Here is an 11,755-nt window from a genome sequence, read left to right on the forward strand (position 1 = left end):
CCGGGGGGCCGCGCGCCCCCGTTCCCGCGCGACGGGACGCTCACCTACTTCACGTTCAGGGTGTGTCGCCGGGAGCGGGGATCAGAGGCGGAACGGGTTGCCGCCCTGGGCTGCGATCACGTACCAGGCGGTCGCTCCGGTGTGCAGGGCGGCGTAGTAGTAGTCGCCCTGGCCGGTGTCGAGGCTGTCGCCGGAGGCCGCGACGATGCCGCTGCCGTCGGTGTTCGGGGCGCTGGTCTGGGCCGTCTCCAGGGTGGTGAGAAGCTTGTTGGCCTCGACGGGGTCGGTGCCGTTGGCGCGGGCGTGGTAGGCGACCAGCAGGTGTCCGGTTCCTTCGAACCAGACCTTCTTGGTGTCGTTCCGGTAGAAGCTGACACCGGTGTAGACGCCGTCCGTGGCCTTGATGGTGGTGGCCGCCCAGTCGATGGCGCGGCAGTAGGACGGGTTGAGGGTGGCCCGGTAGAGGCGGGTGAAGGCCATTCCCGCCCAGGCCATGTTGCCGGTGTAGACGGAGGGGCTGCCCACGTACGGGGTGGTGTCCTTGGTGACGAACGGGTGCGGCTCGTAGGAGGCGCGCAGGCGGCCGTCTGCGAGTTCGGGGTCGTGGGCCTGCGCGTGGAGCAGGCTCCGTCCGAGCTGGGCGGCGTACTGGACGTCGTCGGTGGTGCCGCGCTGGAGGAGCGCGGTGATCATCAGGGCGTTGTCGTAGGTGAAGGACGCCTGGAAGCCGTCCTGGCCGAAGATCGAGGTGCCGGAGAAGTGGCCGCCCTGGTAGCTCTGCGGGACACGGCGGCTGCCACCGGGGACAACGGGGTGGCGTCGGTGGCGGGTTCACCCGCTGGAGGCCCCAGGCAGTCCCGCATGCGGACGTGTCCGCCGTACACCGGGCCGCCGTCACGGGACGGTTGCCTGGTATTCGGGAAGGAAGAACACGCCCAGGCCGAAGGGGCGTTGTCAGCTGGCGATGCGCTCCGGTCGGGCGGCGGGGGCCGGGTCACCGAGCAGCTCGTGGTTCCGGGTCTCGGGGAGGCAGGTGGCGGCGATGGCCGCCAGTGCGTAGGCGAGCCCTGCGAAGAGGGCGATGCTCGCCGCGAGTCCGAGGCGTCCGGAGAGGTAGCCGACGAGGGCGGGGAACGCGGCGCTGACGATGCGGCCCAGATTGTAGCAGAAGCCCTGCCCGCTGCCCCGGACGCGGGTGGGGTACAACTCCGCGAACAGGGCGCCCAGTCCGCCGGGGATCCCGGCCGAGAAGAACCCGAGCGGCGCGCCCGCGATGAGGGTGCCGAGATCGCCGAGTGGCAGCAGCAGGTAGGGAACGAGGGTCACGAGGCAGCACAGGGCGAAGAGGACGACGTTGCGACGACGGCCGATCCGGTCGGAGAGCCACCCGGAGGCGAGGTAGCCGAGGAACGAGCCGGCGATGAAGACGGCGAGGTGCCCGCTGCTGCTCATCACCGACAGGTGCCGGGTGGTGTGGAGGTAGGTGGGCAGGAAAGTGGTGAGGGCGTAGTAGCCGCCGTGGCTGCCGAGCCCGAGCAGGGCGCCGAACACGGTGATCCTCAGCAGGCCGGGGCGGAAGATCTCCGTCGGCGACGCCTTCTCCCGCCGCCGCTGGTCGGCCGTGGGGTCGGCGATCCCACGGCGGAGGGCGAGCACCAGCAGGGCGGGCAGCACGCCGAGCCAGAACATCGCCCGCCACGCCCAGGCCTGCGGCAGGACGGTGACCAGCACCGAGTAGGCGGCGAGGGTGAAGGCCCAGCCGACGGCCCAACCACTCTGCACCGCCCCGAGGGCCCTGCCCCGGTACCGCGTGGTCACGTACTCGCTGATCAGCACCGCGCCCGCGGCCCACTCACCGCCGAAGCCGATGCCCTGCAGGCAGCGGAAGGCCAGCAGGGACTCGAAGCCGTTGGCGAAGCCGACGAGCGCGGTCGCCACCGCGTACCAGGCGATGGTGAAGCGCAGGACGGCCACCCGGTCCCACCGGTCGGAGGCCGCCCCGGCCAGCCAGCCGCCGAGCGCGGTGCAGACCAGGGTGACCGAGGAGGCCAACCCGCCCTGGCCGCTGGTGAGATGCCACAGTGCAGTGAGGGTCGGCAGCACCAGGCCGTAGATCTGCGCGTCGGCCCCTTCCAGCGCCCAGCCGCCGAAGGTGGCCCAGAACGCCCGTCGGCCCCCGGGCGGCGCCGAGCGGTACCACTGACGCATGCCCGCTCCTTACCTGAGGTCCGTGCGGTGCCGGAAGGAACCAACGACCAGCGCGGCGCAGCGGCAGCGCCTCCGCGGCACCGGCCGCCCTGAGCGTGAGCACGTCAGTACGTCGTCGAACACGCAGGCCAATATGACAGTCAGTCAGGTGAAGGTCCAGAGGCCCCCGGTCCTGGACCCCCCGGGCCTACCATCGGCGGGTGATCTGCGAATCGGCCGAGTCCGCCGAGTTGACCGCGTCGGTGGAGTCGGTGGAGTCGGTGGACACCCACGCCCACGTGTTCCACCGCGGCCTGCCCAGGGCCGACCGCCCCCGCTACGTGCCGGACTACGACGCCCTCCCGGCGACGTACCTGGCGCTGCTCGACCGGCACGGCATCGGCGGCGCGGTCCTCGTCCAGCCGAGCTTCCTGGGATCGCGCAACGACTTCCTGCTCGACTGCCTGGTCCGGCACCCCGCCAGGTTCCGCGCCGTCATCGTGCTGGACCACGACCGGCCCTGCCGGCCGGACGCGCTCGCCCCGCTCGCCCTCGACGGCGTCGCGGGCATCCGCCTCAACCTGATCGGCCGGCGGGTGCCCGACCTGGCCGGGCCGCACTGGCGGCAGGTGGCCGCGCTGCTGGCCGAGCGCGGGCAGCACCTGGAGGTGCACGCGGCGGGCGAACAGTGGGCGGCGATCACACCCGCCCTCCGCAGCTGGCCGTCCCCCGTGGTGATCGACCACCTCGGCCTGCCGGGCGCATCCGAGGGCGCCGACCGCGCGGTACTGGACCTGGCCACGCGCGACCACGTGTGGATCAAGGCCTCCGCGCCCTACCGCTGCGCGCCCGACGCGCCCGGCCGCATGCTGCGGCGCGTGCTGGAGGAGGCGGGCCACCAGCGCCTGCTGTGGGGCAGCGACTGGCCCTGGACGCGCCACGAACACAGCAGGACGTTCGCCGAGTGCCTCGCCTGGCCGGCCGAGCACGTCGACCCGTCGGTCCTGCGCGCCGCCCTCACCGTGAACCCGGCGCGGCTGCTGAACTGGTCCCCCGGGCGGCGAGCAGCATCCGGACCGCAGCTGTCGGCGTAGGTGCAGTCCACAGCCGGGACGGCAGTGCCAGATCTGTCCGCCGCCTGTCCCTGGGAGACCTCGTGCGGACGGTTCGTGGCGGCCTACCGTGGCGGGGTGAGCGAGGAGACAAACGGGCGTACCGGGCGGGTGCTGGTCCTGGTGCTGCCCGAGGTGAATCTGCTGGACCTCGGTGGTCCTGTGCAGGTGTTCGACGCTGCGGCGCATCTCGGCGGCGGCTACCGGCTGGAGTTCGTCGCCGAGGCGGACGGTCTGCGGTCCGCGCAAGGCCTGCGGCTGGCGGGGCTGGCACCGCTGTCGACGAGCCGGGCGGCCGCCGGGGATCTGGTGCTCGTGCCGGGCCCCCGGCTGACCGGATCAGACCGGCTGGTGGCACCCGCCGTGGTGCGCTGGGTGCGCGAGGCCCACGACGCGGGTGCCCGGGTGGCGTCCGTGTGCAGCGGTGCAGTCGTTCTGGGGGAGGCGGGGCTGCTGGACGACAGGGCGTGCACGACCCACTGGTCGCTCACCTCGGCGATGCGCGACCGGTACCCGCGGGCCCGGGTGCGTGAGGCCGCGCTCTACGTGCACGACGGGCGGATCAGCACCAGCGCGGGCATCTCGTCGGGGATCGATCTCGCATTGTCCCTGGTCGAGCGGGAGCGCGGCCCCGAACTGGCCGCAGGAGTCGCGCGTGAACTGGTGCTGTACCTGCGGCGGGACGGGGACGCGGCACAGATCAGTCCGTTCCTGCGGCACCGCGACCATGTCCAGCCCGCGGTACACCGGGTGCAGGACCATCTGGCGCAGCATCTGGACGTCGCCTTCACCCTGCGTGAACTCGCAGGCATCGCCGGGCTGTCCCCGCGCGGTCTGACGCGGGCCTTCACCACGGCTGCCGGCATCACCCCGTTCGCCTACCAGCGGCAACTGCGGCTGGAGCGGGCCCGCACCCTGCTGTCCGGTACCGACCTGACGGTGGAGGCGGTCGCGCTCCGGTGCGGATACCGTGACGCTCGGCAACTGCGCCGGGTGGTCGCTGACGCCTTCGGAACGCCGCCCTCACTGCTGCGCGCACCACCGCGGCCGACTGCCTGACGGACTGGCCTCATCGGCGAAGGGGCCTCCCTCCCGACCGTTCCCCCGCTTCTTTCCCTTCCTCTCCTCTCTCCCGTTTCCCGTTTCCCGTTTCCACGAGGGCCGACGGCACCGTGCTGCCCAAAACGTGCCCGGATTGTTGAGGTATGCCTTGCTTGAGACGAGCTCCGAGGCGCGCAAGGGGCACCGAGCGCGGCACCGAGCGCTGCGCCGTACCGGCTGGGTACTGCTGGGCACAGCTCTGGCGACTGCGTCCTTCGCGGGGATCGCCTTCGCGGGGGTGAGCGCGTCGATGGCCGACAGCTTCGCCGCCGCCCCTCGCGGATCCGATGCCGGGGTGTGGCCTGCCGCCCGGCCGGTACCGGAGGGCAGGATCACGGTGGCGGTCGCGGTCGGCAACGAGGGCTCCGTGGCCACCGATGTACTCGCGCCCTACCAGGTGTTCGCCGAGTCGCGGGACATGTTCGTCTACACGGTGGCGGCCGAACGCCGTGTCTCCCCACTGTCCGGCGGCGCCCATCTGCTGCCCGACCACACGCTGGCCGAGGTGGCGGACGGCACTCTGCCGGAACCCGACGTGGTGGTCGTGCCCGCCGTGACCGACCCCACCGGCGCGGGCGAGGAGCGCCTGCGCCGGTGGATCGTCGAACGCCACCACCGGGGCGCCCGGATCCTCGGGGTGTGCGCGGGCTCCGAACTGCTGGCCGCCTCCGGTCTGCTCGACGGCCGCGACGCCACGTCGTTCTGGTCCAACATCACTTCCCTGGAGCGCAGTTACCCGAAGGTCGCCTGGAAGCGAGGGCTGCGCTACGTCGAGGACGGGCGGGTGACCACCACCGCGGGCGTCACCTCCGGCACCATGGGTGCGCTGCGGTTGGTCGAGGAACTGGCCGGCACAGCGGAGGCGACCCGTATCGGCACCGGCCTGTCCTACCCCGGCTGGACTCCGGACGGACCGACCGCGATACCGGCCAACCATCTCGCCCTCGGCGACCTCCCGTACGCCTTCAACGCCGCATTCCCGTGGCTGCGCCCCACCACGGCCATCGGACTGGTCGACGGAGTCGAGGAGATCGACGCGGCCGCCGCCTTCGAGGGATACGGCGGAGTCTCCTTCGCCACCCGGACGCTGGTGATCGGCGCCGGTGACACCGTCACCACCCGCCACGGCCTGGTCCTCGTCACCCGGTCGGCGAAGGGGGGCGCCCACGGGGCGGATCGCTTCGTGGTGCCCGGCGTCACGAACACCTCCGACCTCGGCAGTGCGCTGGACGGCTGGGCCCGCCGCAACGGGCTCGCCGCCGAACTGCCCGGCGGAGGACGGCGGTCCGGGGAGTTCGGCTTCGATCCGGTGCTACGGGACCTTGCTGAAAGCAGCGACCGTCGCACGGCGCTGGCCACCGCGAAGTTCTCCGAGTACCCCTCGGCCCACCTGGAGCTGACCGGCGCGTCCTGGCCCTGGCGGTCCACCCTGCTGGCCGCGGCGGCGGTCGTCGTGAGCGTGGGGGTGGGGCTGGCCCCGACGGCGATCCGACACACGGTTCGACGGCGGCGCCCCACGGCGTAGCTCGCCTGACGCTCGGCGCCTTTCCGGGCTCGCTGGTTCGAGCGTTCCCGTGGGCGCGTGGTTCAGGCGCGGTGGTGGGCGCGGTCGCTGAGGTCCTGCAGCAGCACTGCCAGGAGGCGGGCCAGTTCCCGCTGCTCCTGGGGCGCCAGGGCTTCGATGAGGCCCCGCTCGTAGTTCAGGAGGCCGTCGACGGCGTTCTCCACTGCGTGGTGCCCCTCGGGGGTCAGCTCCACGGGCACGGCGCGGGTCCCGGGGTCCGCAGCCAGTCTGCGGACGAGCCCCTCGTACTGGGCTCGGTCCACCCGTTGGGTCACGGCCCCGGGTGTGATCAGGCAGCGGCTGGCGAGCTCGCGGGTGGACAGCCGGTAGGGCCGACCGGAACGGCGGAGGGTGCTGAGCAGGTCGAGGGTGGCGGCGTCCATGCCGACCTGGGTCAGGACGCGGCGCCGCTCGTCGGCCAGCAGTTTCGCGGCGTCGTGGATCCGGGTGAGGATGCCGATCGAGTCGACCGGGAGTCCGGGCTGCTCGCGCCGCCAGGCTTGGGAGATCTCGTCGGCGCGGTCGGTGCGGGGCTGGTCCGGTGTGGTCAGCGTCAGCTCCATCGCGGCCCACCGCGGCGGATCCGGCTCCTACGGCTCCGCCAAGGCCGCCGTCGAGGCCTGGAACCTCACGATCGCCCAGGACCTCGACAAGGACCGGATCACGGCCAACGTCATCGCCCCGGGCTACATCGAGTCCACCGACTTCTTCCAGGGCGGGATGATCCCCCAGCGCCGTGCCGCCCTGCTCGCCCAGACGGCCAACGGCCGGGCCGGCGCCCCGGCGGACATCGCGGGCACCGTGCTGTTCCTCGCCTCACCGGCCGCAGGGCACATCACCGGCCAGACCCTGCACGTCAACGGCGGCGCGCTGGCCGGGCGCTGAACAACGCGCTCGGCCGGACCGGTGCCACCGGCAGGAGCCTCGGCGTCGGTGACGGGCAGGCCTTCACCGACGCCGACGGGCGCATGGAGTGCCAGTTATGTCCGATGTGCCATCCGATCCGCCACACGCCGAACCGTCCACCGTGGGCGACCGGTTGGCCGATCCCGCGTCCCTCCGGTGGGACAGGCCAAGTCCGAGGACGGACCTGGGCCACGCGGCGGCGACCCACCTCAACCTGCCTCGACCGATCTCACCGAGGTTTGACCGCACGGCGGTTCGTGGCCGTCGATCGAGGGTTCACAGGTACGGCCGCAGGTCGTCGCGGTAAGCGGTGGTGCTGCCTTCAGGCCGCCAGGAACGACTGTGCCGGGACAGGGTCCAGGCTTCCGGCGCGTCCCGAGCGGCACTGATCCAGGCCGCGAGTTCGGGAACGGCGATCTGCCGCAGGACGCGTCGAGCCGCCGCCCGTTCGGTGGCCGGGAGCGGAGCAACACGAACCCGCACGGTGCACCACCAGCTGGGATGGATGCCGCCGCCGTAGTTGGCGGAGATGGGTGGCACCCACTCGGCGTGCAACGCGGTCCCGTCCCCCCCAGAGCCGGTCGCCGAAATCCAGGTCGACGGCATCCGCCTCCTGCGCGCCGAGGACGGTGCGGATGTCCGTCGGGGTGAGCGGCCACGACAGGTCGCGCGGCAGGCGGCGGTTACGGGCTGGCATGCGCCCGAGGATGGCAGACGCCTTGCGGAAGCGCATGCGCATCTCGACCCGGCTCTACCGAGACGCCGGTCAACTTCGTTGGTACCAGCCGGACTTCGGCGAGGCGTGTCAGGTTGAACACCCTCAGGGCCTCGGACGCCCGTCCCGGCTCGGCCACCGTTTCGCCCGTTCTCAGTGAACACGGCGGATCTTCAGGGGCGCCGCCCTGCCGGTCGACCGACCACCCTCAGGCGCCTGCCGGACCGATCGCACCTTGAACTTCTCGACGTTCTCATTCCACGTCAGGTAACCGATGGCACCGCCGAGTTGGCGTCGAAATGGCTCCTCCGATCTGTCGAGGGTGATAGTCCGGTGACGGTTGGTCATGGCAGGATCAGCACGGGCCGACACCGTGTCGGCCGGAAGGAGGAGACATGGCCGAGGACAGCAAGGTGACGGCGTCCGCCGAGGGCAAGACTCCGTCTGGCAAGTACGCAGGCACTGAAATCAAGATCGAGGGCGAGGATCACATCATCATTCGGGAGGACGAGGTTCCGGTAGCCACCGACACCGAGTGATACGCCCGCACTTCGGTCCGGGCTGATCTTCGCCCGTACTGGAACGGAGCGTTGCCCAGCTACGAGAAGGGCCCCGTCGGTCGCCACCGGAAGGGCCCTTTCCGCTGCGACTTCCGCAGGCCGCAGGCTCGCCCTCCACACCGGTTCCAGGAACAGCCCGGAGGCGGCCGTGTCATCGTGGACGGTGAGGCGCAGCAGGGCGTCGAGGTTGCTGTAGTGGGTGCCCCAGGAGGCCAGGATCAGCGCGCCGGGGCGGGCCTGACGGGATCCAGGCGTGCGGGATCTCGCGCAGCCCGTACGGGGCCACGAGTCGCGGCGACCACCGACGACATGATCGAGGTCGACGCGGAGGTGGCGATGAGGGTCGTGTTCGTGCATGGGGCGTGCGTGCGGGACGGTTCGTGGTGGTGGCACCGCGCCGCCGACCTGCTTCAGGAGCGAGGGGTTCCAAGCGTCGCCCCGGCGCTGCCGAGCTGCGGCGAGGCGGGCCCGCCCGGCGGCGTCGGCGGTCCGGGGCTGCGCGAGGACGTCGCCGCGGTGCGGCGGGTGCTGCAGGCCGGCGACGAGCCGACCGTCGTGGTCGCCCACAGTTACGGCGGTGTCGTCACCGCGGAAGCCGCCGCGGGAGTCGGGGCGGTGCGCCACCTGTTGCTGGTCTCCAGCTATCTGCCCGAGGTCGGACAGAGCCTGTCGGAGTTCGGGGACGGCCGCCCCGCCCCGTTCCTCGACGTCGACCCCGACGCCGGCACGTTCAGGGTCCGCTCCGAGCTGCTCGTGGACACGTTCCTCCAGGACTGCGATCCCGAGGTCCAGGCGCAGGCGGCGGTCCACCTCGCCCGGCAGAGCGTGCGGGTGACCGGGCAGCCGGTCCGGGCTGCCGCATGGCAGCAGGTGCCCTCGACCTACCTCGTCTGTGCTCAGGACCGGGGCACCCCGCCGCGACTGCAGCGCGAGTTCGCCCGCCGGGCCGGCGGCGTCGTCGAGCTCGACGCCGGCCACCACCCGTTCCTGTCCCAGCCGGCAGCGGTCCGGGACCTGCTGCTGCGCCTGTGACGGCGGCGACTGAACACCTCCTGGGACGCCGAACGCACCGACGCCCCGAGGCGCACCGTCTCAACCCTGCGACGGCGTCCAGAACGCGGTGATCCTCGCGGCTCCGGGCCCGATCCCCTGCCAGGAACCGTCGAACTCGAGGACGGCCACGGAGGCGGTCGGGAACCCGGATTCCTCCACCCGCCGCGAGAGGTCGTCGTCGGCCGTTCCGACGAGGAGCCGGACCAGCTCGGGCAGGCTCGGATTGTGTCCGACGACGACCAGGTCGCCCACGTCGTCCGAACTCCCCCGCACCATCGCGACCAGCTCGCCGGTCCCCGCTTCCCCCCGATGGATCTCCACACTGAGGTCGTAGAGCCCCTGCTCGTGGACCGTCTCGGGGAGGCGCGGCAACGCGGCGCCCACGCGTTCCCAGGTCTCCCTGGTCCGGCGGGCGCCGGACACCCGCGCGAGATCGGGCGTGATGCCGGAACCCGCGAGCCATTGTCCGGCCCGGGACGCCTCCTCCTGCCCCCGCTCGTCGAGGCGCCGTTCCTTGTCGACCGCCGTCTCCCGTTCGGCCTGCGCATGACGGATCAGGACGAGCCTGCGGCCGGTACCCACGATCACGTTGACCTCCCCATGTCTGCGGGCCGTGGCGCGGCCCGGCGGAATCGCTTGATCCTTTGCATCCGAACACTATCCGGCCGCAGGTCCGCACAGCCGCGGTCTCCGGGTGGCGCCCCGTCACACCTGTGCGGTCGGGACGTCAGGGGGTCGGGATCCGCTGGGTGAGGAAGAGGGCGGCGCGGTCGAGTGCCTGGTCGGCTTCGTCGAGGGTGCCGCCGGCGAAGGCCTGGAAGACGTGGGGGGCGTCGGCGGTGATGTCGAGGATGACGTCGACTCCGGCGTTGCGTGCGCGGGTGGCGAGGCGGGTGGAGTCGTCGAGGAGGATTTCGTTGGCGCCCACCTGGATGAGGAGTGGGGGGAAGCCGGTCAGGTCGGCGAAGAGGGCCGGGCTGAGGAGGGGCTGCTCGGGGTCCTGGCCGGCGAGGTACATGGCCCCGGTGTGCGTCACGGCCTCGCGGGTGAAGATCGGGTCGATGCCCTCCTTGGTCGTCATGCTCTCCCCGCTCCGGGTGGCGTCCAGGCCCGGGGAGAAGGCCACGATCGCGGCGGGCAGCGGCAGGCCCGCGTCGCGGGCGGCGAGGGCGGTGGTGACCGCGAAACCGCCGCCGGCGGAGTCCCCGGCGAACGCGATGGCGGACGGCTCCAGGCCGCTGTCGAGGAGGGCGCGATAGGCGCTCAGGTTGTCTTCCAGGCCAGCCGGGAACGGGTGCTCGGGGGCCAGCCGGTAGTCCACCGAGTACGCGTCGAGCCCGGTCTTCGAGACGAGCTGCGCGGTCAGCGACAGCGCGGTCTCGGGAGAGCCGAAGACGAAGCCGCCACCGTGGAAGTACAGGATCGTACCCGGGCGCGCGCCGTTGTCCGGTGTGACGTGCAGGGCGGGCCGGCCGCCGAGCGCGGTCTGATCGGTGCGGACGTCGTCCGGCACGATCATCGTGTCCATGAGCGCCCTGAACCCGGCGCGCAGCTCCTCGACGGAGCGTTGGCCCTCCGGTCGGGGCCGGCGGAGCATCGCGTCGATCTTGGCGAGCTGTTCCTTGCTCATCTGCGTTCCTCCTATGAAATGGCTTCCTCTACACTATATGCCGTGGAATATACATCGGATGGCGCCGCCGACCTCCAGGGATTCTTCGCGGATCTCGTCCGCTGCGAGACGCGCCTGTACAACGCGCTGAACGACCGCCTGCGCGAGCGGCACGGCATCGTGACCTCGCAGTTCGAATTCCTGCGGTTCCTGCGCGAGCACCCGGGGGCCCGGGTGGCCGACCTCGCCGCGGAGTTCGCCATCGGAGCCGGCGCGACCAGCAAGGGCGTCGACCGCCTGGAGAAGCAGGGCTGGATCGTCCGCCAGGCCAACCCGGCGGACCGCCGGTCCTCACTCCTGGCCCTGACCGACGACGGCTCCCAGCTCCTCGACGCCGCCGAGGCGACCTTCACCGCGGGCCTGAGCGAACTGGTCGAAGGCACCCTCGACCAGTCCACGACGGCCGCCGCCGCCCAGGCCCTCCGCCGGCTGCGCTCCGCGCTCGAACGCGACCAGATCGGCACCCCCACCGGCTGAAAGCGCGAGCCCGGCCACCTGCTCGCCTACGCGCGGCCCGGCGACACCACGCCCTCCCGCCGTCACCTTCGGTGAAGGCCCTGCTGGGGTTGCCTCCGCGGCCGACAAGGCGCACGCTGGGGGGTGTCCCCTGGAAGCCGCGTAGGGCGAGAGCCCCACGGAAAGCAGGGAACTCGGGAGCATCACCGCCCCATCCGGAGGAGCGGCCCCACCCCGAGCAAACCCGGGTGAAACGAACCGTCCGATCCGACTGCGCACGGACGGAGGCCCCAGCGGGGGTCGCTCTCGGAACAACATCACGCCGCGTCGTACGCGACGCTCGCTCCGTCCGGCCAGTGAGCACGGACGGCACCAACGAAGCATGAACAGGCGTCAAGAACGAGAGTGTAAGTCGCAGGAGCAGTAGAGGCC

At 72.0% G+C, this 11,755-nt stretch carries 13 protein-coding genes; 7 read left to right on the plus strand and 6 right to left on the minus strand.

The window, feature by feature from the left end:
- Positions 1–81: 81 nt before the first annotated feature.
- Positions 82–693 carry a hypothetical protein gene (locus ACFV61_RS19855; protein WP_380429788.1) on the minus strand — a complete coding sequence of 204 codons (612 nt, stop codon included), beginning with the start codon at positions 691–693 and terminating at the stop codon, positions 82–84.
- Between the two features lie 261 nt (positions 694–954).
- Complete coding sequence (locus ACFV61_RS19860) at positions 955–2,208, minus strand: MFS transporter (RefSeq protein ID WP_380492963.1); 1,254 nt, start codon at positions 2,206–2,208, stop codon at positions 955–957.
- 200 nt (positions 2,209–2,408) lie between these two features.
- On the opposite strand from ACFV61_RS19860, the gene ACFV61_RS19865 reads away from it, so the two are divergent.
- The 3 genes from ACFV61_RS19865 to ACFV61_RS19875 all read left to right on the plus strand — a co-directional run bounded on the left by ACFV61_RS19865 (position 2,409) and on the right by ACFV61_RS19875 (position 5,925).
- Positions 2,409–3,281 (plus strand): amidohydrolase family protein, encoded by an 873-nt coding sequence (locus tag ACFV61_RS19865; RefSeq protein WP_380492965.1) that lies wholly within the window; start codon positions 2,409–2,411, stop codon positions 3,279–3,281.
- Between the two features lie 96 nt (positions 3,282–3,377).
- On the plus strand, positions 3,378–4,358 hold the full coding sequence (locus ACFV61_RS19870; RefSeq protein ID WP_380492967.1) for a GlxA family transcriptional regulator: 981 nt from the start codon (positions 3,378–3,380) through the stop codon (positions 4,356–4,358).
- Positions 4,359–4,509: 151 nt separating this feature from the next.
- A complete protein-coding gene (locus tag ACFV61_RS19875) occupies positions 4,510–5,925 on the plus strand; it encodes a DJ-1/PfpI family protein (protein WP_380492969.1) in 1,416 nt (471 codons plus the stop codon).
- 62 nt (positions 5,926–5,987) lie between these two features.
- On the opposite strand, the gene ACFV61_RS19880 is transcribed toward ACFV61_RS19875, so the two are convergent.
- Positions 5,988–6,527: a MarR family winged helix-turn-helix transcriptional regulator gene (locus tag ACFV61_RS19880; protein ID WP_380492971.1), complete on the minus strand. Its 540-nt coding sequence runs from the start codon at positions 6,525–6,527 to the stop codon at positions 5,988–5,990.
- Here ACFV61_RS19880 and ACFV61_RS19885 point away from each other — a divergent pair.
- Positions 6,508–6,849 (plus strand): SDR family NAD(P)-dependent oxidoreductase, encoded by a 342-nt coding sequence (locus ACFV61_RS19885; RefSeq protein ID WP_380492973.1) that lies wholly within the window; start codon positions 6,508–6,510, stop codon positions 6,847–6,849. The genes ACFV61_RS19880 and ACFV61_RS19885 overlap by 20 nt on opposite strands.
- A gap of 297 nt (positions 6,850–7,146) precedes the next feature.
- On the opposite strand, the gene ACFV61_RS19890 is transcribed toward ACFV61_RS19885, so the two are convergent.
- The gene (locus ACFV61_RS19890; protein WP_380492975.1) at positions 7,147–7,410 is read right to left on the minus strand and encodes a hypothetical protein; all 264 of its coding nucleotides are present in this window, start codon (positions 7,408–7,410) and stop codon (positions 7,147–7,149) included.
- Between the two features lie 570 nt (positions 7,411–7,980).
- Here ACFV61_RS19890 and ACFV61_RS19895 point away from each other — a divergent pair.
- The gene (locus ACFV61_RS19895; RefSeq protein WP_380429768.1) at positions 7,981–8,124 is read left to right on the plus strand and encodes a hypothetical protein; all 144 of its coding nucleotides are present in this window, start codon (positions 7,981–7,983) and stop codon (positions 8,122–8,124) included.
- A gap of 357 nt (positions 8,125–8,481) precedes the next feature.
- Complete coding sequence (locus ACFV61_RS19900; RefSeq protein WP_380493012.1) at positions 8,482–9,177, plus strand: alpha/beta hydrolase; 696 nt, start codon at positions 8,482–8,484, stop codon at positions 9,175–9,177.
- A gap of 60 nt (positions 9,178–9,237) precedes the next feature.
- Here the strand turns inward: ACFV61_RS19900 and ACFV61_RS19905 are convergent, their stop codons facing one another.
- Together ACFV61_RS19905 and ACFV61_RS19910 are read right to left on the minus strand one after the other, a co-directional pair.
- Positions 9,238–9,786, minus strand: coding sequence for a SixA phosphatase family protein (locus ACFV61_RS19905; RefSeq protein WP_380492977.1), 549 nt, complete (start codon positions 9,784–9,786; stop codon positions 9,238–9,240).
- 139 nt (positions 9,787–9,925) lie between these two features.
- On the minus strand, positions 9,926–10,828 hold the full coding sequence (locus ACFV61_RS19910) for an alpha/beta hydrolase (protein WP_380492979.1): 903 nt from the start codon (positions 10,826–10,828) through the stop codon (positions 9,926–9,928).
- Positions 10,829–10,870: 42 nt separating this feature from the next.
- Here ACFV61_RS19910 and ACFV61_RS19915 point away from each other — a divergent pair, with 42 nt between their 5' ends.
- Entirely contained in the window at positions 10,871–11,344 is a 474-nt protein-coding gene (locus ACFV61_RS19915) for a MarR family winged helix-turn-helix transcriptional regulator (protein WP_380492981.1), read from the plus strand.
- Positions 11,345–11,755: the final 411 nt, after the last annotated feature.

It is taken from the genome of Kitasatospora sp. NPDC059817 (assembly GCF_042731835.1).
In the GTDB taxonomy this organism is placed as follows: domain Bacteria; phylum Actinomycetota; class Actinomycetes; order Streptomycetales; family Streptomycetaceae; genus Kitasatospora.